Annotated in this window: 22 protein-coding genes; 8 read left to right on the plus strand and 14 right to left on the minus strand. The window is 69.6% G+C overall.

Translation table 11 applies throughout. The features are described from left to right. Together VGB60_RS03215 and VGB60_RS03220 are read right to left on the minus strand one after the other, a co-directional pair. Nucleotides 1-1,181 (minus strand): MFS transporter (locus VGB60_RS03215; protein WP_331036838.1); only part of this gene is annotated, 1,181 nt, incomplete at its 3' end. Further along, nucleotides 1,178-1,648: a cupin domain-containing protein gene (locus tag VGB60_RS03220; protein ID WP_331036839.1), complete on the minus strand. Its 471-nt coding sequence runs from the start codon at nucleotides 1,646-1,648 to the stop codon at nucleotides 1,178-1,180. The genes VGB60_RS03215 and VGB60_RS03220, both read right to left, overlap by 4 nt. 48 nt (nucleotides 1,649-1,696) lie before the next feature. Between VGB60_RS03220 and dapE the strand changes: the two genes are divergently transcribed. Continuing rightward, nucleotides 1,697-2,872, plus strand: coding sequence for a succinyl-diaminopimelate desuccinylase (dapE, locus tag VGB60_RS03225; RefSeq protein WP_331036840.1), 1,176 nt, complete (start codon nucleotides 1,697-1,699; stop codon nucleotides 2,870-2,872). Nucleotides 2,873-3,035: 163 nt separating this feature from the next. On the opposite strand, the gene VGB60_RS03230 is transcribed toward dapE, so the two are convergent. After that, nucleotides 3,036-3,173 carry a hypothetical protein gene (locus tag VGB60_RS03230; RefSeq protein WP_331036841.1) on the minus strand — a complete coding sequence of 46 codons (138 nt, stop codon included), beginning with the start codon at nucleotides 3,171-3,173 and terminating at the stop codon, nucleotides 3,036-3,038. A gap of 74 nt (nucleotides 3,174-3,247) precedes the next feature. Further along, complete coding sequence (locus tag VGB60_RS03235; RefSeq protein ID WP_331036842.1) at nucleotides 3,248-4,564, minus strand: amidohydrolase; 1,317 nt, start codon at nucleotides 4,562-4,564, stop codon at nucleotides 3,248-3,250. 80 nt (nucleotides 4,565-4,644) lie between these two features. Between VGB60_RS03235 and VGB60_RS03240 the strand changes: the two genes are divergently transcribed. Genes VGB60_RS03240 through VGB60_RS03250 form a run of 3 tightly spaced genes read left to right on the plus strand, consistent with a single transcriptional unit; the run spans nucleotide 4,645 to nucleotide 6,807 of the window. After that, nucleotides 4,645-4,995 carry a hypothetical protein gene (locus VGB60_RS03240; protein ID WP_331036843.1) on the plus strand — a complete coding sequence of 117 codons (351 nt, stop codon included), beginning with the start codon at nucleotides 4,645-4,647 and terminating at the stop codon, nucleotides 4,993-4,995. Nucleotides 4,996-5,026: 31 nt separating this feature from the next. Then, complete coding sequence (locus VGB60_RS03245) at nucleotides 5,027-6,328, plus strand: MFS transporter (RefSeq protein ID WP_331036844.1); 1,302 nt, start codon at nucleotides 5,027-5,029, stop codon at nucleotides 6,326-6,328. Between the two features lie 44 nt (nucleotides 6,329-6,372). Continuing rightward, the gene (locus tag VGB60_RS03250) at nucleotides 6,373-6,807 is read left to right on the plus strand and encodes an SRPBCC domain-containing protein (protein WP_331036845.1); all 435 of its coding nucleotides are present in this window, start codon (nucleotides 6,373-6,375) and stop codon (nucleotides 6,805-6,807) included. 7 nt (nucleotides 6,808-6,814) lie between these two features. On the opposite strand, the gene VGB60_RS03255 is transcribed toward VGB60_RS03250, so the two are convergent. The 7 genes from VGB60_RS03255 to VGB60_RS03285 all read right to left on the minus strand — a co-directional run bounded on the left by VGB60_RS03255 (nucleotide 6,815) and on the right by VGB60_RS03285 (nucleotide 13,155). Next, entirely contained in the window at nucleotides 6,815-7,030 is a 216-nt protein-coding gene (locus VGB60_RS03255) for a hypothetical protein (RefSeq protein ID WP_331036846.1), read from the minus strand. Further along, nucleotides 7,027-8,478 carry an NAD-dependent succinate-semialdehyde dehydrogenase gene (locus VGB60_RS03260; protein ID WP_331036847.1) on the minus strand — a complete coding sequence of 484 codons (1,452 nt, stop codon included), beginning with the start codon at nucleotides 8,476-8,478 and terminating at the stop codon, nucleotides 7,027-7,029. Before VGB60_RS03260 ends, VGB60_RS03255 begins: the two co-directional genes overlap by 4 nt. Nucleotides 8,479-8,517: 39 nt before the next feature. Beyond that, nucleotides 8,518-10,182 carry an MFS transporter gene (locus VGB60_RS03265; RefSeq protein WP_331036848.1) on the minus strand — a complete coding sequence of 555 codons (1,665 nt, stop codon included), beginning with the start codon at nucleotides 10,180-10,182 and terminating at the stop codon, nucleotides 8,518-8,520. Nucleotides 10,183-10,379: 197 nt separating this feature from the next. Continuing rightward, entirely contained in the window at nucleotides 10,380-10,517 is a 138-nt protein-coding gene (locus tag VGB60_RS03270) for an entericidin EcnA/B family protein (RefSeq protein WP_331036849.1), read from the minus strand. Nucleotides 10,518-10,558: 41 nt separating this feature from the next. Continuing rightward, nucleotides 10,559-12,250, minus strand: a complete 1,692-nt coding sequence (locus VGB60_RS03275) for a sensor histidine kinase (protein ID WP_331036850.1) — start codon at nucleotides 12,248-12,250, stop codon at nucleotides 10,559-10,561. 96 nt (nucleotides 12,251-12,346) lie between these two features. Then, nucleotides 12,347-12,958, minus strand: a complete 612-nt coding sequence (locus tag VGB60_RS03280; RefSeq protein ID WP_331036851.1) for a sigma-70 family RNA polymerase sigma factor — start codon at nucleotides 12,956-12,958, stop codon at nucleotides 12,347-12,349. Continuing rightward, complete coding sequence (locus VGB60_RS03285; RefSeq protein WP_331036852.1) at nucleotides 12,955-13,155, minus strand: NepR family anti-sigma factor; 201 nt, start codon at nucleotides 13,153-13,155, stop codon at nucleotides 12,955-12,957. The genes VGB60_RS03280 and VGB60_RS03285 overlap by 4 nt, the downstream gene beginning before the upstream one ends. Before the next feature lie 194 nt (nucleotides 13,156-13,349). Here VGB60_RS03285 and VGB60_RS03290 point away from each other — a divergent pair, with 194 nt between their 5' ends. Beyond that, on the plus strand, nucleotides 13,350-14,147 hold the full coding sequence (locus VGB60_RS03290; RefSeq protein WP_331036853.1) for a response regulator: 798 nt from the start codon (nucleotides 13,350-13,352) through the stop codon (nucleotides 14,145-14,147). 76 nt (nucleotides 14,148-14,223) lie between these two features. Here the strand turns inward: VGB60_RS03290 and VGB60_RS03295 are convergent, their stop codons facing one another. Then, nucleotides 14,224-14,607 carry a hypothetical protein gene (locus VGB60_RS03295; protein ID WP_331036854.1) on the minus strand — a complete coding sequence of 128 codons (384 nt, stop codon included), beginning with the start codon at nucleotides 14,605-14,607 and terminating at the stop codon, nucleotides 14,224-14,226. A 329-nt stretch (nucleotides 14,608-14,936) separates the two neighbouring features. Between VGB60_RS03295 and VGB60_RS03300 the strand changes: the two genes are divergently transcribed. Beyond that, nucleotides 14,937-15,959 (plus strand): NADP-dependent oxidoreductase, encoded by a 1,023-nt coding sequence (locus tag VGB60_RS03300; RefSeq protein WP_331036855.1) that lies wholly within the window; start codon nucleotides 14,937-14,939, stop codon nucleotides 15,957-15,959. A 13-nt stretch (nucleotides 15,960-15,972) separates the two neighbouring features. Continuing rightward, nucleotides 15,973-16,380, plus strand: a complete 408-nt coding sequence (locus VGB60_RS03305; RefSeq protein WP_331036856.1) for an acyl dehydratase — start codon at nucleotides 15,973-15,975, stop codon at nucleotides 16,378-16,380. Nucleotides 16,381-16,451: 71 nt separating this feature from the next. Here VGB60_RS03305 and VGB60_RS03310 read toward each other — a convergent pair whose 3' ends face one another. Together VGB60_RS03310 and VGB60_RS03315 are read right to left on the minus strand one after the other, a co-directional pair. After that, a complete protein-coding gene (locus VGB60_RS03310; RefSeq protein WP_331036857.1) occupies nucleotides 16,452-17,243 on the minus strand; it encodes a SapC family protein in 792 nt (263 codons plus the stop codon). A gap of 88 nt (nucleotides 17,244-17,331) precedes the next feature. Beyond that, nucleotides 17,332-19,398, minus strand: coding sequence for a TonB-dependent receptor domain-containing protein (locus VGB60_RS03315; protein WP_331036858.1), 2,067 nt, complete (start codon nucleotides 19,396-19,398; stop codon nucleotides 17,332-17,334). Between the two features lie 100 nt (nucleotides 19,399-19,498). Between VGB60_RS03315 and VGB60_RS03320 the strand changes: the two genes are divergently transcribed. Further along, on the plus strand, nucleotides 19,499-19,975 hold the full coding sequence (locus tag VGB60_RS03320; RefSeq protein WP_331036859.1) for a Fur family transcriptional regulator: 477 nt from the start codon (nucleotides 19,499-19,501) through the stop codon (nucleotides 19,973-19,975). Nucleotides 19,976-20,140: the final 165 nt, after the last annotated feature.

The raw sequence follows: 20,140 nt of genomic DNA on the forward strand, positions 1-20,140 counted from the left end.
CCGAGGAAGCGCACCGCGACCCCTGAATAGGCCTCCCCCAGCTCGTTCGACGCCCCGATGAACAGCATCGACACCGAGCTGACCCGCCCGCGCATGTGATCGGGCGTCGACAGCTGGATCAGGGTCTGGCGAATGTTGACGCTGATCATGTCCGCCGCGCCGCCGAGGAACAGCACCGCGCCCGACAGCCAGACGCTGGTCGACAGGCCGAAGGTCAAGGTGCAGACGCCGAACACCGCGACCGAGGCGAACATCCATCGCCCGCCGTGCTTCACGATCGGGAAGCGGCTCAGGTACAGCGCGACCAGCAGCGCCCCGGCGCCGAACGAGGCGCGCAGCAGGCCGAAACCAACGGCTCCGACATGCAGGATGTCCCGCGCGAAGATCGGGGTCAGCAAGGCGACCCCGGCCAGCAGCACCACGATCAGGTCCAGCGAGATGGCGCCGAGCACGATCTTGGTGTTCCAGACATAGGCCAGCCCCTCCTTGACCTGGTCCACCGCCGACACCCGCGTCGGTGACGGCGCCGGGCGTCCGCTGGTGCGGATCAGCAGCAGGCTGCCGATGCCGACCGCGAACAGGGCCAGGGCCGAGGCGTAGGCCAGCGGCACCGACAGGCCAACGATCACCCCGCCCAGCGCCGGTCCCGCGATGGCCCCGGTCTGGAAGGCGATAGACTGGGCCGCGATGGCCGGCGGCAGGGCGCGCCGTCCCACCACCATCGGCAGGAAGGCCTGGCTGGCCGGGGCGAGGAAGGCCCGCGCGGCGCCGAACACCGCCGCCACCGCCAGCAGCCCCCACAGCGGCGGGTCGCCGTGTAGCGCCAGCAGCAGGAAGCCGACCGCGCAGGCGGCCTCCACCATCACCGACAGGGTGACGGTGATCTTGCGGTCGCGCCGGTCGGCCATGGCGCCCGCGGGCAGTGTTAGGGCCAGGAGGGGCAGGAACTGGCACAGGCCCACCAGCCCCAGATACAGGCTGGCCTCCTCGATCGGATGGTCGCGGCGCGCGATCTCGTAGACCTGCCACAGCAGGGCCGACGACTGGATCTGGATCCCCAGCACCGCCGCAACCCGCCCCACCCACAGCAGCCGGAAGTCCCGGATCGCCCACGGACTGGCCGGGCCTTCGGGCGGCGGCGGCGACTGGACGGGTTCGGTGGTCTCGATCGTTTCGGTCAACTGCGCCGGTCTTGCTTGGGGTAGGGAAACCCGTCCTTGTGGAAGAACCCGCCGCCTCGGAACACCATGTCGATGTCGGGATAGTCGCCGCTGTCGCCGCCGGAGGTGCGGGTCCCGACTTCGAGCACAACGGCCTCTGAGTCCGAACGGTTCTGCAGCATGTGGCCGTTCGGCACACCCGCCTTCCAGCCGGCGCAGTCGCCGGCCCTCAGCACCGTTTCGCCCTCGTCTTCGACCAGCACCACCTCGCCTTCCAGCACCCAGACGAACTCGTCCTCGCCCTCGTGCCAGTGGCGCTGGCTCGACCAGGCTCCCGCGGGCAGGCGCAGAAGGTTGACCCCGAACTGGCTCAGCCCGACGGCGTCGCCCAGCCGCCAGCGGCGGCGCGGCTTGCACGGACCGGCGAACGCTTCGGGATAGCCGGTGCCGTGTCCCGTCGGCGCGCTGTCGATGTCGATCTTCGGCATGGGGAGGAGCCTTCTCGCGAGCGTTCGAACCCCGTAAAGCACAGCTCCATGAGCGCCGCATCACATCCGGTTATCGATCCTGTCGCCTTGACCCGCGACCTGATCCGCCGCCCCTCGGTCACCCCCGCCGACGAGGGGGCGATGGACGTGCTGGAGCGGGTGCTGACCAGCCTCGGCTTCCACTGCCGGCGGATGCCCTTCGAAGGAATAGAAAATCTCTACGCGCGGCGTGGGACCGCCTCTCCCAACCTCTGTTTCGCCGGACACACCGACGTGGTGCCCACCGGCGCCTTCGAGGCGTGGTCGTCGGGGCCCTTCGAGGCCGAGGTGCGCGACGGGGTCCTGTACGGTCGGGGCGCGGTGGACATGAAGGGCGGGATCGCGGCCTGGATCGCCGCCGTCTCCCGTGTGCTGGCGGAAGCCGATGCGCCCGGCTCCCTCTCCTTCCTGATCACCGGCGACGAGGAAGGGCCGGCCCTGCACGGCACCAAACGGGTGGTCGAGACCCTGATGGCCGAGGGTGAGGTCATCGACGCCTGCGTGGTCGGCGAGCCGTCGTCGCAGCAGGCGCTGGGCGACATGATCAAGATCGGCCGGCGCGGCTCGCTCAACAGCTGGATCACCGTCCACGGCAAACAGGGCCACGTCGCCTATCCCGACCGCGCCGCCAACCCGGCCCCGGTGATGGCGCGGCTGCTGGCCCGGCTGGCCGACCACCGGCTGGACGACGGCTATGAGGGTTTCCAGCCCTCGAACCTCGAGATCACCACCATCGACATCGGCAATCCGGCGACCAACGTCATTCCCGCCGACGCCCGGGCCCGGCTCAACATCCGCTTCAACCCGAGCCATACCGGCGACGGCCTGATCGCCTGGCTGAACGCCGTGGCCGGCGAGGCCCAGGCCGAGAGCGGCCTGCGCATCGAGCTGGAGCACCTGTGCTCGGGGAACGCCTTCCTCACCGAACGCGGACCGTTCGTCACGGGGGTGCAAGACGCCGTCGAGCTCGCTGTCGGCCGCCGCCCCGAGGCCTCCACCACCGGCGGCACCTCCGACGCTCGCTTCATCCGCGCCATGTGCCCGGTGCTGGAACTCGGCCTCGTCGGCCAGACCATGCACCAGATCGACGAACGGGTTCCCGTCGCCGAGCTGGAGGCGCTGACGGCGGTCTATCGCAAGGTGATCGAGGGATATTTCAGGAGTTCCGGGGCCGCCTCGGCCTGACCCGACTCCTCTTCGTCCTTCCGCGGCCGCGAAGCGGAACCCGGAATCTACGGGGTTTGGACTCAGGCGGCGCGACGCGGCGACCGATGCGGCCGGACACCTGGATTCCGGGTTCCGGACCGGCTGCGCCGGTCCAGCCCCGGAAGGACGCAGAGGAACAGGCCTACAGCAGCAGGTCGATCCCCAGCAGCGTCGCGCCGAACATGGCTGCGAACGCGACGACGAAATAGAAGCTCTCACGCAGCGGGCTTCCCCGCCGCTCCAGCCGCACCGGCGGCAGTTGAACCGGCAATTGTCTCACGCCAGCCTCCCTCGAAGGACAGGGGAGGATGCGCCGAGATCCTTGCAGAAGCGTTGCAGAACACGGTTATCGGTTCAGGGCGCCGGCTGCTCCAGGAAACGCACGGCGCTCAGCACGTGGGCGCGGACGCCCAGCGGCAGCACCGCCTCGTTGACGTCGAAGGAGGGCGAATGGTTCGGCGGCGAGGTGGACGGATCGACCCCGTCTTTTGACCCGCCGAGGTGGTAGAAGACGCCCGGCACGGCCTGCGACAGATAGCTGAAGTCCTCGGCCACCGTCGTCGGCGGCGCGGCGGGGTTGACGGCGCCGGCGCCCGCCGCCTCTTCAAGCACCGGGGCCAGCCAGCCCGACAGCGCCTCGTTGTTGTAGACCAGCGCCGCGTTCTGCCGGACCGAGAAGTCCGCCGTCGCGCCGAAGGTCTCGGCCACGTTGTTCACCGCGATGCCCGCCCGCCGGACCAGATCGTCGCGCTGGGCGATGTCGAAGGTCCGCAGCGTCCCCGACAGCGTCGCCTCCTCCGGGATGATGTTGTAGCGCACGCCCGCGTCGATGGTGGCGATGGTGAAGACCGTCGGCGTGGTCGTCGGATCGATGGTGCGCGCCGTCAGGGTGTTGACCGTCTGGACGATCTGGGCGGCGACGGCGATCACGTCCACGCCCTTCCACGGCCAGGCGCCGTGCGTCTGGCGGCCGTGCAGCACGATGTCGACCCGGTCCGACGCCGCCATGAAGCCCTGCGGCCGGTAGAAGATCGTCCCCGGACGGCCCGGCACGACGTGCAGGCCGAAGATGGCGTCCGGCTTCGGGTTGTCCAGCGCGCCCTCCTCCAGCATCAGGGCGGCGCCCCCCTTGGGCTCGCCCGGAGGCGCGCCCTCCTCCGCCGGCTGGAAGATGAACACCACCGTACCGGCGAGGTCCGCCTTCAGGCCCGCCAGCACCTCGGCCGCGCCCATCAGCATGGCGACGTGGGCGTCGTGGCCGCACGCGTGAGCCACCGGAACCGTATTGCCCTGATAGGTTCCGGTGGCGGTCGAGGCGAACGGCAGGCCCGTCGCCTCCAGCACCGGCAGGGCGTCCATGTCGGCCCGAAGCGCCACGGTCCGGCCCGGACGGCCGCCGCGCAGGATCCCGACCACCCCTGTCTTGCCGACGCCGGTGCGGACCTCCATCCCCAGCGCGCGCAGGTGGTCGGCGACCACGGCGGCGGTGCGAGTCTCGGAGAAGCCCAGCTCCGGATTGGCGTGCAGATCACGGCGCCAGGCCACGACCCGCGCGCCGCCGGCGTCCACCGCCGCCTCGATCCGCTCCAGCGGAACCGTCTGGGCCAGCGCCGGTTCGGCGCAGAGCAGCAGGGAGCCGACGGCGGCGGCGATGGAACGGCGGATGCGCATGGCGGCCCCTGAGTTGATGCGTCACCGTGCGCGGACGGGGCGGCCTTGCGCAAGGGGGCGGCGCCGCCGATCTGACCCCCATGGCCATCAAGACCGCGAAGACCCGCTGGCGCGACGTCGTGCTGGTCTGCCGCAAATGCTCGAAGAAGCTGGACGGCGGCGGCTTCGGCCCCGACGGCGACCGCTCGCTGAGGAAGGCGCTGCGCAAGGATCTGAACGCGGGCAAGGGCCGCAAGGCCGATCTGGCCGTGATCGAGACCGGATGTTTCGACGTCTGCCCGAAGAACGCGGTGGTCGCCTTCAACGCCGCCCGGCCGGAGGCCCTGCTGATCGTCCCCCGCGGCGCGGACCTGCGCGAGGTCAAGGCCCGGCTTGGGCTCGACGAAGGCGCGATCCCGGGGCCGGAGCCGGTCGCGCTCGCAGACGGGTGACCTCGCCGCGAGCGGCGGTTAGGGTCGCTCCGTGAACCTGAGATCACCCGCCTTCGCCATCCTGTTCGCCGTCAGCCTGATCGCGGCGGCGGGCAATATGGCGCTGCAGTCGGTGCTGCCGAATATCGGCCGCGAGTTCGGCCTGCGCGACACCCTGGTGTCCGCCGCCTTCGCCATCTCGGCCCTGATGTGGACCCTGACCTCGCCCTACTGGGCGCGGCTGTCCGACACGCTCGGCCGCAAGCGCGTCATCCTGATCGGCCTGACCGGCTTCGTCCTGTCCATGACCGGCTTTGGCCTGGCGACAACCTCCGGGCTCGAGGGCTGGTTGCCGATCCTCGTCGCCTTCACCTTCATGGCGGTCGCCCGCACCATCTACGGCGTGTTCGGATCGGCCGCGCCAATCGCATCCCAGGCTTATGTGGCCGACCGCACCTCGCCCGAGCAGCGGACGCAGGCGATGTCGATGCTGGCCTCGGCCCAGGGGCTGGGCACGGTCATCGGGCCGACTCTCGCGCCCGTCTTCATCCTGCCGCTCGTCGGTCTGGCGGGCCCGATGTACGCCTACGCCCTGTGCGGGGCGGTCGTCCTGTTCGTGGTCTGGCGCTGGCTGCCCAGCGGCGAAGTCGTCCGCACCCCCTCGTCCAGCGGGCGCCAGGACGCCGCCGGCAAGGGTCTGTGGAAGGATCCCCGGGTCCGCGACTATCTGCTCTACGGCCTGCTGGTCACCGGCGCGCAGGCGGTCAACATCTCGGTGCTCGGCTTCCACGTCATCGACGAGTTGGGCGCCTCGGGTACGGCGGCGCGGGATACGCCGGGGTTCATCAGTCTGGCCATGATGGCCGGAGCCATCGCGACCCTGCTCGCGCAGTGGGGCCTGATCCCGATGCTGAAGCTGCAGCCGCGCGACCTGATGCGCTGGGGCGCCGGCCTGGCGCTGGCGGGCAATGTCCTGACCATCGCGGCGCCAGGCTATTACGGCATCGTGGTCGGCTACGCTGTCGTGTCCATGGGGGTCGGCTTCGCCCGCCCCGGATTCACCGCCGGCTCTTCGCTGTCGGTCGGCGCCCATGAGCAGGGCGCCGTGGCCGGGCTGATGATGTCGCTGGCGGGCCTCAGCTTCCTCGGCCCGCCCGTCGTCGGGGTCGCCCTGTACGAGCTGGCCGAGCCCGCGCCCTTCATCGCCAACGCCGTGCTGCTGGCGGCCGCGGTCGCCCTGTGCTTCATCAGCGCCCGCCTGCGGCAGGGGCCGCCGGACCTGCCCGACCGCGACGAGAGCCCCTCGCCCGAAACGCCGCCCGCCTCGCAACCGGGGCCCGAAGGGAATCGTTGAGCGGCGGCCTTCTCCCCGTCCCAAACCCGTGCCAGATCGAACTCATGGAAATCGCCCGCATCGAACGCCGCATCGGCGTCCGCGCCACGCCCGAGCGCATCTGGGAGCTGATCGCCGACCTGCCCGGCTGGGGCCGGTGGAATCCCATCGAGTCCGACCTGGGCGGCGCGATCGCCTTCGGCGGCGAAATCACCCTGACGGAACGGATCGAAGGCCTGCCGGACCGCGCCGCATCGGCCCGCGTCGGCGATTGGCAGCCCTATTCGCAGCTGGTGTGGGCCGAGAAGCGCGGCCTGTGGTTCAACTCGGTGCGTTATTTCGAAATCCAGCCGCTGGACGAGCCGAACGCCTGCATCGCCGCCAACGGCTTCATATTCTCGGGCCTGCGTGGCGAGATGTTCTTCGACCGCAACCGCGCCCGCTTCCGCCAGGCCGTCGATGCTGTGGCCGAGGGCTGGAAAGCCGCCGCCGAAGCCTGAGCCAGGCTCAGCGCCGACCCCGAACGGCATTGATCATCAGCCGCGCCATGGCCGCGACCAGCCACACCCCGCCAATGATCAGCAGCAGATCCGCGACCGGACGCGCCAGGCCGTAAAGCGAATAGTTCTCGAACCGCGCCACCGCCGTCTCGGCGCCCCAGCCCGCCACCAGACCGACGGTCAGAACGGCGGCCGGCCAGAGCAGGGGCTTCAGCCGCCTCACTTCAGCGCCAGCGTCACCTGTTTGATGTCGACGTACTCATCGACGCCGTGGATCGATCCCTCGCGCCCGTATCCGCTCGACTTGACGCCGCCGAACGGGGCCACGGCCGTTGAGATCAGGCCGGTGTTGATCCCGCACATCCCCGCCTCGATCCGCCGCCCCATTCGCATGGCGCGCTCGAGGTCGCGGGTGAAGACGTAGGAGGCGAGGCCGAACTCGCTGTCGTTGGCCTTGCCGAGCACCTCGTCCTCGCTGTCGAAGGCGAACACCGGGATCAGGGGCCCGAACGTCTCCTCGCGGCGGAACAGGGCGTCGTCGCCGCCGAAGGTCACCGTCGGCTGGAAGAAGCGGCCGCCCAGCGCATGGCGGGCCCCGCCGGTCAGAACCTCGCCGCCGGACGCCTGAACCCGCGCCAGGTGATCCTCGACCTTGGCCACAGCCTTGTCCTCGATCAGCGGACCGACCTTGACCCCCGCCTCGAAGGCCGGGCCGACGGGGATCTTCGCCACTTCGGCGGCCAGCTTGTCGGCGAAGGTCCGCGCCACCGACGCCTCGACATAGACCCGGTTGGGGCACACGCAGGTCTGGCCCGAGTTACGGAACTTGCCCTTGATGGTTTCGGCCACGGCGAGGTCGAGGTCGGCGTCCGCGAAGACGATCAGCGGCGCGGCCCCGCCCAGCTCCATTGACACCCGCTTCAGCGTCGGCGCGCACTGCTCCGCCAGCTTGCGGCCCACCGGGGTCGAGCCCGTGAAGCTGAGCTTGCGGATCGCGGGCGAGGCGGTCAGCACGCCGCCGATGGTCGCCGCGTCACCGGTGACGACGCTCAGCACGCCCCTCGGCAGGCCGGCGGCGTAGGCCAGCTCGGCCAGGGCGATGGCGGTGAACGGCGTCTGGCTGGCCGGCTTGACCACCGCCGTGCAGCCGGCGGCGAAGGCGGGGCCCAGCTTGCGCGTCAGCATGGCGGCGGGGAAGTTCCACGGCGTGATCAGGGCGCAAGGGCCGACCGCCTCGCGGAAGGTCAGGATCACGTGCCCCAACGGGCTGTCCTGCGTCTCGCCGATCAGCCGCTCGGCCTCGCCGGCGAACCATTTGAGGAAGCTGTTGGCGTAGGCGACCTCGCCCTTGGCCTCCTCGAACGGCTTTCCGTTCTCGATCGCCATCAGGGCGCCGAGCCCGTCCATGTTCTGGTCGATCAGCCGGGCCCACTCGCGCAGGAAGGCGGCGCGTTTGTGCGGGTCCGACCGCGACCAGCCGGGGAACGCCTCCACCGCCGCGGCGATGGCGCGTTCGGTTTCCGCCGCGCCGAGATTCGGGACGTGGCCGACGATCTCGCCCGTCGCCGGGTCGTCGACGGCGATGCGCTCGGCCGAGGTGACAGCCTCTCCCCCGATCAGGGCGTGTTGGCGCAGAAGCTTCAGTCCGGCGTCTCGGGCGGCTGTGGTCATGTCCGGCGTCCTTGGGGAGGGGTCGGCTGGAGGAACGCGTCAGGTCTCGATCGTATGCAGGTCGCGACCCTTGGTCTCGGGCAGCCAGATCAGGCTGACGATCACCGCCACGAGCGTGAAGGCCACCGAATACCACAGGCCGAAATAGATGTTCCCGGACGCGGCGACGAGGGCGAAGCTGGCCGCCGGCAGCAGCCCCCCGACCCACCCGGTGCCGATGTTGTACGGCAGGCTCATCGCCGTGTAGCGCACGCGCGTGGGGAACAACTCGACCAACGCGGCAGCTTGCGGCCCGTACAGGGCCGTGGCCGCGACCATGAAGATCATCAGGATGCCGAACACCAGCGGCATGTTGATCCGCGCGGGATCGGCCATGGCCGGGTAGCCGGCTGCGGCCAGCGCCGCCTTGATGCGGGTCTCGACGTCGGCGCGCGCCGCCTTCAGATCGGCGGGGGCCATGCCCGTTCCCTCGACTGAAGCCACCTCGGTCGCGCCGATGCGAACCGTGGCCGGAGAGCCGGCGATCGCCTCGGCGTTGCTGTAGGACACGCCCGCGTTCGACAGCACGCTCTTGGCGATGTCGCAGGAGCTGGCGAAGGCGGCCTTGCCGATCGGGTCGAACTGAAGAGCGCAGGTCGCCGGGTCGGCGACCACCGTCACGGGCGCCGCGGCCTGCGCCTCGGCCAGCGCGGGGTTCGCCGCCTTGGTCAGGGCGTGGAAGCCGGGGAAGAATGCGACCAGCGCCAGGATCATCCCGAACAGCATCACCGGTTTGCGGCCCAGCCGGTCTGACAGCCAGCCGAAGAAGACGTACAATCCAGCCGACGCGATGGTGACGGCCAGCACCAGCTGGTCGACCGTGTTGGTGTCGATCTTCAGCACCCGCTCCATGAAGAACCGGGTGTAGAAATAGCCGCAGTACCAGACCGCGCCCTGGGCGATCATGATGCCGAACAGGGCGATCAGGACGAACCGCCCGTTGCCCCACCGGAAGAAGGCTTCCTTGTACGGCGCGCGGTGGTCGTCGTCCGCCGCCTCGGCCTCCATCTGCTGGTAGGCCGGGCTCTCGTGGAGCTTCAGCCGGATCCACAGCGACACCGCCAGCAGCAGGGCCGACAGCAGGAAGGGGATGCGCCAGCCCCATTCGTCGAAGGCCTCGGTCCCAACGATGGCGCGGGTGATCAGGATCACCGCCAGGGCGCCGATCAGACCCATGGCGGCGGTCGTCTGGATCCAGCCGGTCAGCAGGCCGCGCCTCTTCGGCGGCGAGTGCTCGGCCACATAGATGGCCGCCCCGCCGTATTCGCCGCCGAGGGCGAAGCCCTGCAGCACGCGCATGATCAGCAGCAGGATCGGCGCGGCCAGCCCGATCTGGCCGTAGTCGGGCAGCAGGCCGATCGCCACGGTCGCCAGCCCCATCAGGGTGATGGTGACGAGGAAGGTCTTCTTGCGCCCGGTCCGGTCCCCGAACCAGCCGAACACCAGCGCGCCGAGCGGCCGGACCACGAAGCCGAGGCCGAAGGTCAGCAGGGCGAGGATGTAGGCGACCGTCTCTCCCGCGTCGGCGAAGAAGTGGCGGGCGATGATGGTGGTCAGCGAGCCGAAGACGAAGAAGTCGTACCACTCGAACGCCGTGCCCGCGGCCGAGGCCGTGACGACCGTCCTGAGCCCGGGGCCCGTCTTGGCGTCCGCCGTGTCCGTCATGTTTTTCCCCGCCCGCGTCCGCGCCTCTGGGGGCGCCTGGACGGGATGCTAGCGCGCCGCGTCAGCGGAGCAAGGGGAAGCAGGCGTCAAACAAATGAAGGCCCGCCGGCGGGGGGATGCCGGCGGGCCCTCTTCAACCGATCCGCGTGTCGGGGGGGAAGCGCGGTCGGGAACGGGTCGGCTGGTCGGAAACCAGCTTAGCAGGCGCGGCCTTCAGCGCAGTTTTCAACGGCGCGGCCCACGGCCTGACCGTCTTCGGCCACACCCGCGACCGTGTTGCAGGCGGCGGTGGTGAGGGCGGCGGCGGCGGCGAACAGAACGAAAATCTTGCGCATCAGACGAACTCCTTGACGTCCGGGTGGTGGCGTCTGGGCAATCAACGCTGCGGCGCCGTACGGGTTCCAAGGTCGTCGGGGTCTGTCGGCACGACCGCCTCGGGCGTCGCGAACGTCAGGCGGGCGATCGTTCCGCCGCCCGGAGCGGGGGTCACCTCGACCGCTCCCCTCAGCTGTTTGGCGAACGCGCCCATCAGGGTCCGACCGACGCCGGCCCGGAAGGTGTCGCTGACGCCCGGGCCGTCGTCCTGCACCTCCAGAACGCTGACGTCCCCCTGAACCTTGAAGCGAACCTTCAGGTCGCCGCCTCTTCCGGCGAAGGCGTGCTTCTGCGCATTGGTGACGGCCTCGACCAGCCACAGCGCGAGCGGGGCCAGCTTGTCCGGATCGACCACGAGCGAGTCGGCGTCGACGGACGAGGTCACCGTCGTCCCTCTGCCGGCCTCGCTGGCCACCAGCTGGCCGACGAGATCGTTCAGGAAGATGCGGGCGTCCGCATAGCGCAGGTCGTCGCTCTGGTAGAGGGTGCGATAGATTAGGGCGAGGGCCGAAATCCTCTGCCGGGTGTCGCCCACGGCGGCCTTGGACGCGGGATCGGTCAGCGCCCGCTGCTGCATCGACAGCAGGGACGAGATGATCTGCAGGTTGTTCTTCACCCGGTGGTGAATCTCCCGCATCAGCGCGTCCTTCTCGGCCAGCGACGCGGTCAGGGCGGCGTCGCGGGTGGCGATGGACTCCGCCAGTTCGTCCAGCGTCCGCGCCAGCACCCTGATCTCGGCCGGGGCGTTCATGGCCTGCACGGGCCGCACCGTGAACCGGCCCTTGGCGTAGATGGAGGCGACCCGCTCCAGATAGTCGAGCCAGCGGACGATGATGCGCTCGCTGACGAGAATGGCCGCGCCGAAGGCGATGAACCAGGCGAGGATCGGCATGAACAGCGCGCCGACCGGGTTCAGCCGCGCCCACGACAGCAGCCCAGGGGCCGGGGCGGACAGCAGCGCATAGACGTCCCGGCCAGCCAGAGCCGCGCCCGCATAGACGCGCTGTCGGCCGTTTGCGTCATGGGCTTCGAAGATGGCCGAGGCTCCGGATCGGGCGCGGCCGACCCACCCGGTCAGGCTCTGCGGCCCCGACAGGGTGAAGGCGGCGGCGTCCGTGACGGTCAGCAGCCGCCCCTCGCCATCGGTCAGCGCGGCCTCCGAGCCCTGGGGCAAGCCGGGATCGTCGACGTCCGGCTGCAGGCTGGACAGGGGAATGACGGCGACCATGGCTCCGTCGAAAGCGCCGAGCGGACGTTCGAGGCGGATCGCGACGATCAGGCCGGGGGCTTGGCCCGACGCGGCCGACGCCCGCGCCAACACCACGCCTTCGCCCGACCGCAGGCGCAGGAACCACTCGCTCGACGCGGCGCCCGCCATCCATGGCGGGCCGGCCTCGGTCAGGCCGCGTGAGGCGCAGACCGTCTGGCCGTTGGCGGCAACGCGGGCGAGCCCGTCGAGATTGTCCAGCCGCCGCACCAGGTCTGTGAGCCGCGGCTCGCAATAGACCTCAAGCTGCTCAGGGCGCAGCGCCTGAAGCAGGACGCCGGTGCTGTCCAGCTGGGCCTTGGCGGTGGACGCCGAGCGTTCGGCGGCGAGCTGCAGGTCCTGCCGCCGCTCCACATCCTGCGTCCGGAAATCAGCCTGCGCCTGTATGGCCCCCAGCACGAGGACCGGCAGCAGAGCGATGGCCATCGCCGAGCCCAGCCGAAACCGAATGCCATGGAATCGTGACGGGCGCAGCCCCCGACCCACGCCCTTGGACAGCGCTCGTCCGAACCGGACCACCCGTCAGTCCTGCCGGACGCTGCTCAGGCGGTCGGCGGCGGCGAGAATGGAACGCATCGCGTCGCCCGCGGCGCGTCCGTCACGGGCGTAGCCGCCGCGCTCCAGCGTCGCCTGCAGGGCCTTGCGCGCCCGGGACACACGGCTCTTCACCGTTCCGACGGCGCACTGGCAGATTTCCGCGGCCTCTTCATAGGCGAAGCCGCCGGCGCCGACGAGGATCAGGGCTTCCCGCTGCTCCTCCGGCAGGGTGGCCAGAGCGAGCCGCAGCTCATCCAGCGCCACCGGTGATTCCGGATCGTCCACGGCCACGAGGGTGCGCTCGGCGGCCTCCTGATCCAGTTGCGACTGGCGCCATGACCGGCGCTTCTCGGAATAGAACTGGTTGCGCAGGATCATGAAGGTCCAGGCCTTCATGTTCGTGCCCATCTGATAGCTGGCGCGCGCGTCCCACGCCTTCATCATGGCGTCCTGCGCCAGATCGTCGGCTGCCGTCGGATCGCCGGTCAGGGTGCGCGCGAACGCCCGCAGATGCGGGATCAGCGCGACCAGTTCCCTCTTGAAGGCGTTGTCGTCTGCTGAAGGGGGCTTGGGCGGGGACTGTTGCGCCCCACTCATGCGCCGCTCCCGCCCGACGAACGCTCGTCGGCCCGGCGCAGGATCTCCAGGAACTCGTCCGGAACCTGCTCGTTCACGACCTCGTCGAACATGTGCCTCAGTTTCACGCCGATGGCCTGCTGGCGCAGACGCGCTTCCTCCAGGCTGGCGCCGCCCTTGGGCGGGCCCTTGCCCGGTGGGTTCGAATTATCTGTCATTGAATAAACGGCCGCCACCCTGACGATGCTTGTTGCGAGAGGCCAAACGCCACGCCTCGGGGCCGGTTCCTAGGTTACCGCGGATTAATGCTCAAGCTTGATCCGTCGGCCGGAACCGTGGCTCATTTGGTACGTTGACCGGACTTGCCAAGGTTCCGCTTCTGCGGACCGTTTTCTGTCGGGGATTATTCTACATGAGTTTGCTGGCCCGCCTTGCGCCGCACCTGCCGTACGTCCGTCGCTATGCGCGCGCGCTGACCGGTGATCAGACGACCGGCGACAACTATGTGCGGGTCGCGCTCGAGGCCCTGGCCGCCGGCGAGCGGCAGCTTCCGGCCGACATGACGCCGCGCGTCGCCCTCTACCATGTGTTCCACGCCATCTGGGCCACCACCGGGGCCCAGCTGGAAGACAAGAGCGGGCTTGAAGGCCGCAGCGACGACGCCTCACGCCGTCTGATGCGCATCGCCCCCCGTTCGCGGCAGGCCTTCCTGCTGACGGCGCTGGAAGGGTTCACGCCGTCGGAAGCGGCGCAGATCCTCGACGCCGACGCCTTCGACGTCGAACGCCTGATCTCCGAGGCACAGTCGGACATCGACGCCGAACTGGCCACCGACGTCCTGATCATCGAGGACGAAGCCATCATTTCGGCCGACATCGAAAGCCTGGTGAAGGAGCTGGGTCACCGCGTCACCGGCACCGCCACCACCCATGACGAGGCCGTCGACGCCGTCGCCCGCCACCGCCCGGGTCTGGTCCTGGCCGACATCCAGCTGGCCGACGGCTCGTCCGGCATCGACGCGGTGAAGGACATCCTCAAGCGGATCGACGTGCCGGTGATCTTCATCACCGCCTTCCCCGAGCGGCTGCTGACCGGAGAGCGTCCGGAGCCGACCTTCCTGATCACCAAGCCGTTCCAGCCCGAGACGGTGAAGGCCGCCATCAGCCAGGCCCTGTTCTTCCACCCCTCGCGCCAGAAGGTCGCCGCCTGACGGCGAGACGCCGTCGCACACACGGAAAAGCCCCGGTCTCACGACCGGGGCTTTTTTGTACCGCCGTGGGCGACGGTTACTGCACGTTCGAGGGCTGGGCCGAAACGGTCGGGGCGTTGACGTTGGGGGCCTCTCCGGTCGGCGGGTTGGTCGGCTCGCCCTCGGGGGTCGTCGGCGCGTCGGCGGCCGGAGCGGGCGCGGGGGCCGCGGTGGAGCGATCGTCGTTGCTGAAGGCGCGGGAATCAACGACCTGATCGCCGTCATTGGAATTGGTGCTCGCCAGCGGACCTGCGGAGAAGGCGTAGATCAGGGCGAAACAGATCGCCACCAGCGCCAGTCCCCCGACCAGCACCAGCAGAATCCGCTTTCCGCCGCGGCCCCCACGTACATACTGCGCCTCGACCGGGCGGCCCTCGTGCACCGCGTCGGTAGCCTTGTCGTGAGGGGACTGGTGGGACATCGGTGGGCTCCGTCGCGGGCTGGGGGTCGGGCTGATAACGTCCTGTCAGGCTCGGCCGTTCCGCTCTCTCCCGATGGCCCGCATTTCTCGCCTTTTTCGTCGGAACCGATCGAAGCGACCTCCGTTATCGGTCTGCGGAGGCGGCGACGCCCCCCCGACTTGAGACCGGCGAAAGCCGGTCTGTCGCCTCCGCGCCTCATTCTCGATGATGCGACTTCAAGGCGGACCTCCGGGTCCGCCTTTTTCTTTTCCCGCGCTGGACAGGCGGCTCCGCCTCGTCACTATGCGGGTCCAGAAAGAAAACCTGCATCGCCAGAGAGGAAACCGCCATGGCTCGCGTCAATCGTCAGTGGGTGCTGCGTCAACGTCCCAAGGGCCTGATCCAGCCGGGCGACCTGGAACTGGTCGAGGCGCCCCTGCCGGCCCTGAACGAGTCCCAGGTGCTGGTCCGCACCGTCTATCTGTCGCTGGACCCCACCAACCGCACATGGATGAACGACGCCGAGGGCTATTTGCCGCCGGTGCCGCTGGGCGGCGTCATGCGCGGCCTGACGCTGGGCGTGGTCGAGGAAAGCCGCTCCAGCCGCTTCAAGGCCGGCGATGTCGTCACGCCCCTCTCCGGCGGCTGGTCAGACTACGTCGTCGTCAACGAGATGGAGCTCCGCCCTGTCCACCGCGCCCCCGGCATGCCCCTGACCGCCAACCTCAGCGTCCTCGGCATGACCGGCATGACCGCCTATTTCGGGGTCACCGACGTCCTGAAGGTCCAGCCCGGTGAGACGCTGGTGATCTCGGCTGCGGCGGGCGCCGTCGGCTCAATCGCCGGTCAGGTGGCCAAGGCGCGCGGCGCACGGGTCATCGGCATCGCCGGCGGCCCTGACAAATGCCGCTGGCTGACCGAGGAGCTCGGCTTCGACGCCGCCGTCGACTACAAGAATGAGGACGTCGGCGAGGCGCTGGACCGGCTGGCTCCGGACGGGATCGACCTCAACTTCGAGAACGTCGGCGGCGACATCATGATCGCCGTCTACAACCGGCTGAAGACCCACGGCCGCATGGCCGTCTGCGGCCTGATCTCGGCCTACAACGCCACCCGCATGCCGCCCTCGCCCAACTTCGCGCGCATCATCACGCACCGGCTGAACATCCAGGGCTTCCTCGTGCTCGACTACGCCCACAGGGGCCGCGAGATGGTGGCCGAGATGGGCCCCTGGCTCGCCGACGGCCGGGTGAAATGGAAGGTCCACGTAGACGACGGGCTGGAGGGCGCGGTGGACTCGCTCAACCGCTTGTTCACCGGCGACCATGACGGCAAGCTGCTGGTCCGCGTCTCCGAAGAACCCGCGGGCTGACAGGACCTCACAGATGACCGAACCGCTGCACGTCCATTTCGAAGACCTGGGCGTGGGCGAGGTGATCTCTCTCGGCGCCTGCATGGTGGACGCCGGCGCGCTCGACGTCTTCATTGAGCGGTTCTCGCCCGGATGGGACGCCTCGTACGGGGCGCCCGACGCCATGGTCTACGCCCTGTGGAGCCGGCTGTTCGCCGACAAGTCCTCGGGCTGGGCCCAGTCGAAGGTGCTGGCCGTCGACGGCCTGCGCTACATGCGCAATCCCCCGGCCGGCGAGCTGATGCGCGGGCGCGTCACCATCATGGGCAAGGACCCGGTCGGCGACGACAAGGGGATCGTCATCGCCCAGCACGATCTGCTCGACGAAGCCGGCCGGCTGGTCTTCTCGTGCCTGACGCGGGCGCTGTTGGCGCGGAGGTAGGGACTAGGGACTAGGGACTAGGGACAGGGGCCAATCCCTAATCCCTCATCCCTAATCCCTAATCCCTCGTCTCAGGCGTTCCCCGCCGCCGGCTGCGCAGCCGCGGCGCGCAGGAAGGTCATCGCGATCAGGCGATCCCAGCCCAGCAGCGACACCAGATGGGCGTAGATCTGGCCCAGGGCGCCGTTGTCGCGCAGCTCGGCCAGCTTCTCGGCCGGAAGGGCCTTCAGCTTGTCTTCCGAGACCGCGAAATACTCGGCGATCTTCTGGGGGGCGCCGGGGGTGCCGTCGGGATTGCGCGGCGTGAACAGGGCTTCGCGCGTGTCCAGCAGGTCCAGCTCCTTGATCAAGGCAAGAAAGGATTCGGTGCGCTGACGCTCCTGCTCGAAATTATTGCAGAACTCCATGGCCTGCTCGACGTAGGGCGAGGGTTTGCCGTCGACGAACAGGGGCGTGGCGCCGCCTTCGCGCAGGAAGGGCGCGGCGCGGTCGACGCACAGGATCATGCGCTGCTGCACTTCGTCGTTGGCGAAGACGAACGGATAGCGGCGCACATAGGCGGGTATGTAAGCCTCCGGGCGGAACTCGCCGTCTTCGCTGACGAACAGGTTCTCGCCGCCGCGCAGGGCCATGACCGCGACGGGTTGCTTGTTGTCGCCGATGAAGATCACCGGATAGGACAGCGCCGCCGGTGCGAATTCGGTGACCATCACCGGCACGAGGTTCGTCTGGGCGACGAAGCCGTAGGGCTTGTCTACGGGGTCCGCGCCGAGGGCGCCGTGCAGGTCGGCCGACAGAGGCTCCGGGTTCACGTACAAAAGGACGTTGCCGGACAGGGGCGAGGCGGCTGTGGTGTCGGTCATGGACGCGCTGGAGCTCTGAGAGAAAGGAAGGCGGCGCTTCTACCCTGTTCGCCCCGGAGCCGCAAACCGCTCTGCTGCAAGCGCCGGCTCAGAAGCGGTAAGTCACGCCGACCCGCAGATTTCGCCCCGGCATCGGTGCGATATCCTTCAGGAAACTGACGTGTTCGCGCGCCTCCTCGTCGGTCAGGTTGCGCGCCTCCGCGAACACCGTGACGTTCCGGTCGGCGAAGGGCCGCACCGCGGCGCGCAGGTTCACCAGCGTATAGCCTTCGGTCGGCAGCTCGAACTCCGCCACACGCTCCTGCTCGCCCACCCGGCGCACCTCCAGCCCCGCATCGAACAGGCGCGAGCTGTACTCCAGACCAACCGTCGCCGACCACGGCGGGATACGCGCCGCCGGGCCGAGGTCGGTTTCGGCCCGCACCCAGTCGGCGGCGCCCTTGAGCGCCAGGGTGCGATCGCCAGAGGCCCACAGGTCGTACTGGCCCTCCAGCTCGAAGCCGCGGAAACTGGCGCCGGTCTGGACGTAGCGGAAGATCGGCAGCTCCGAACCGGCGTCGTCCAGCCCCGTGGGGCGCAGATCGATGAAGCCGTCATAGCTGGCGTAATAGGCGTGCAGGTCGATCTCCAGCGGCCCCCTGGCGAAGTGGGCGGTGGCCTCGATCGAGGTCGCCACCTCGCTGTCGAGATCGACATCGCCCACCTCGAACGCGCCGGTCGCGACGTGCGCCCCCTCGGCGAACAATTCGACCTCGCTCGGCGCCCGCTCGTTGCGCGCGACGCTCAGCCCCACGAACAGCTCTTTCGTCGGCCGGGCGAACAGGCCGGCGGACGCCGAGACATTGGTGAAGTCGCGGCCGGCGGCGGCGCTCTCCAGCTCGCGTTTGTCGACCCGCAGCCCGCCCTCGAAGCCGACGGCGCCGCGGTCGAACCGCTGGACGGTGTAGAAGCCCTGCTCGGCGATTTCAGTGCGCGGCACATAGGCTTCGTCGCCGATGGCGTCGAAGGTGCGGTCCAGAGCCTGCACCCCGACCACGCCCTGCCAGCCGTTGCGCTCGCGCTGGATCAGTTCGAACCGGGCCTCATAGCCGTGAGAGAAAAACTGCGTGCCGATCTCGTCGCCCTCGAATTCGGTGTGCTGATAGTCGGCGTACCCCGCCGACAGCCGCGCCGAGCTGAACGGGCCCGCGTCGAACCGCAGCTCGCCGCGAACGTCGTAACGGGTCTGCTCAAGGCCGATGGAGACCGCCTCCGCGCCGTGCGCCTCCTCCTCCTCTTCCTCCGCGTGCTCATGACCATGGCCCGGTACGCCGTAGGTGGTGTCCACCTGCTTGACCGAGGCTCCGAAATAGCCGCGCGACCCGATCCAGCTGACGCCCGCGCCGTACTGGTCCAGCCGCACGAATGTATTCTCGACCGTCCGCTCCTCGCCCGCCGCCTCGCCCTCGGCTTCGAGCAGGCGCTGCGACTCCGGGAAGACCGGCACGGCGTAGTCGGAGGCGTCGCGGGTGAACCCGTCCAGCGTCAGGACCAGCGGACCGGCGTTGACCTTCAGCCGCGCGCCCAGGCTGGTCCCGTCGTCGACCGTCGAATGCTGGGCCGAGACGTGGCCGTCCACGCCCTCCGGCCGTTCCTCGGGAATCCGGTCGTCGATGATGTTGACCACGCCGCCGATGGCGGAGCCGCCGAACACCAGGGTGGAGGGACCGCGCACGATCTCGATGCGCCGCGCCTCCGCCGGATCGACCGCGACCTGGTGGTCGGGGGACACCGAACTGGCGTCGATCATGCCTAGGCCGTTGGTGAGCACCTGCACGCGCGGACCCGCGAGGCCGCGGATCACTGGGCGACTGGCGCCCGGCGCGAAGCTGGTGCTGCGCACGCCGGGCAGGCCGCTGACCAGATCGCCGAGGGTGACCGACGGCGCGACGGCCAGATCCTCCTCATCCAGCACATCGACCGCCAGCAGACTGGCGCGGTCGGTGACCCCGAAGGGCGCGCCGGTGACGATGACGTCCGCGAGCGTGGCCGCCGGAGCCTGACCGGCGGGAGCCTGTGCCGTGGAAGTCTGGGCTTGCGCCGCCGCCGCGCCAGTCAGCGACGTAAGGCTCAGCGTGGTCAGGAGCGCGGCGCGGGAAACGAGGGTCAGGGTCATGCGGAGATCCACTACGAGATGCGCTTCTGTTATGAGATAACATCACAGTGCGTCAAGCCGCTTGGTTGCGGCGGCGACGGCGAGGGCTTAGCTCTGCCCGATGAGCGAATCCTGCGGTCACCACCACGCCGACGGGCCGCCCGGCTACGCCGAGGTGGCGCGGGCGATGCAGGACGCCGACGTCCGGCTGACGGCCGCGGGCGAGCGGATGACCGCGGCGCGGCTGCGCGTGCTGGAGTTGCTGCTGGCCGCCGGCGAGCCGGTCAAGGCCTACGACCTGATCGCGCGCTTCGGCGAGGACGGCCAGCCGGCCAAGCCTCCCACGGTCTATCGCGCGCTGGAGTTCCTCGAGCGCAAGGGCCTCGCCCACCGCATCGCCTCGATCAGCGCCTATGTCGCCTGCACCTCTGGCGCCGCCGATCATGCCGCCGCCTTCCTGATCTGCGACTGCTGCGGGTCCACGCGCGAGGTGTCCGCGCCGGTCACGGACGATCTGGGCCGCGCCGCGCGCGAGGCCGGCTATGTCATCGCCCGCACCACCATCGAGGCCCACGGCCGCTGCCCGGCCTGCGCCTGACCTTCCCTCGGGTGAACTGGCGCGACTCCGGCCGACCGACTATCTGCCCGTGATGGATGCGACCCGGCTCTCCCCGCCCCGCCGATTCCGCCTGCCGGTCTCCAACCGCTGGGGCTCCGGCGAACTGAACGTGCTGGATTTCGGTGTCGCGGATCGACCCGTCGA

The organism is Brevundimonas sp. (assembly GCF_036399195.1).
Classification (GTDB): Bacteria; Pseudomonadota; Alphaproteobacteria; order Caulobacterales; family Caulobacteraceae; genus Brevundimonas.

What these genes read in the sequence shown, in the direction of transcription:
- VGB60_RS03220 (WP_331036839.1), bottom strand. Translation starts at nt 1,648, where the DNA reads ATGCCGAAGATCGACATCGACAGCGCGCCGACGGGACACGGCACCGGC.
- dapE (WP_331036840.1), top strand. Translation starts at nt 1,697, where the DNA reads ATGAGCGCCGCATCACATCCGGTTATCGATCCTGTCGCCTTGACCCGC.
- VGB60_RS03235 (WP_331036842.1), bottom strand. Translation starts at nt 4,564, where the DNA reads ATGCGCATCCGCCGTTCCATCGCCGCCGCCGTCGGCTCCCTGCTGCTC.
- VGB60_RS03240 (WP_331036843.1), top strand. Translation starts at nt 4,645, where the DNA reads ATGGCCATCAAGACCGCGAAGACCCGCTGGCGCGACGTCGTGCTGGTC.
- VGB60_RS03250 (WP_331036845.1), top strand. Translation starts at nt 6,373, where the DNA reads ATGGAAATCGCCCGCATCGAACGCCGCATCGGCGTCCGCGCCACGCCC.
- VGB60_RS03260 (WP_331036847.1), bottom strand. Translation starts at nt 8,478, where the DNA reads ATGACCACAGCCGCCCGAGACGCCGGACTGAAGCTTCTGCGCCAACAC.
- VGB60_RS03265 (WP_331036848.1), bottom strand. Translation starts at nt 10,182, where the DNA reads ATGACGGACACGGCGGACGCCAAGACGGGCCCCGGGCTCAGGACGGTC.
- VGB60_RS03270 (WP_331036849.1), bottom strand. Translation starts at nt 10,517, where the DNA reads ATGCGCAAGATTTTCGTTCTGTTCGCCGCCGCCGCCGCCCTCACCACC.
- VGB60_RS03275 (WP_331036850.1), bottom strand. Translation starts at nt 12,250, where the DNA reads ATGGCCATCGCTCTGCTGCCGGTCCTCGTGCTGGGGGCCATACAGGCG.
- VGB60_RS03280 (WP_331036851.1), bottom strand. Translation starts at nt 12,958, where the DNA reads ATGAGTGGGGCGCAACAGTCCCCGCCCAAGCCCCCTTCAGCAGACGAC.
- VGB60_RS03285 (WP_331036852.1), bottom strand. Translation starts at nt 13,155, where the DNA reads ATGACAGATAATTCGAACCCACCGGGCAAGGGCCCGCCCAAGGGCGGC.
- VGB60_RS03290 (WP_331036853.1), top strand. Translation starts at nt 13,350, where the DNA reads ATGAGTTTGCTGGCCCGCCTTGCGCCGCACCTGCCGTACGTCCGTCGC.
- VGB60_RS03295 (WP_331036854.1), bottom strand. Translation starts at nt 14,607, where the DNA reads ATGTCCCACCAGTCCCCTCACGACAAGGCTACCGACGCGGTGCACGAG.
- VGB60_RS03300 (WP_331036855.1), top strand. Translation starts at nt 14,937, where the DNA reads ATGGCTCGCGTCAATCGTCAGTGGGTGCTGCGTCAACGTCCCAAGGGC.
- VGB60_RS03305 (WP_331036856.1), top strand. Translation starts at nt 15,973, where the DNA reads ATGACCGAACCGCTGCACGTCCATTTCGAAGACCTGGGCGTGGGCGAG.
- VGB60_RS03310 (WP_331036857.1), bottom strand. Translation starts at nt 17,243, where the DNA reads ATGACCGACACCACAGCCGCCTCGCCCCTGTCCGGCAACGTCCTTTTG.
- VGB60_RS03315 (WP_331036858.1), bottom strand. Translation starts at nt 19,398, where the DNA reads ATGACCCTGACCCTCGTTTCCCGCGCCGCGCTCCTGACCACGCTGAGC.
- VGB60_RS03320 (WP_331036859.1), top strand. Translation starts at nt 19,499, where the DNA reads ATGAGCGAATCCTGCGGTCACCACCACGCCGACGGGCCGCCCGGCTAC.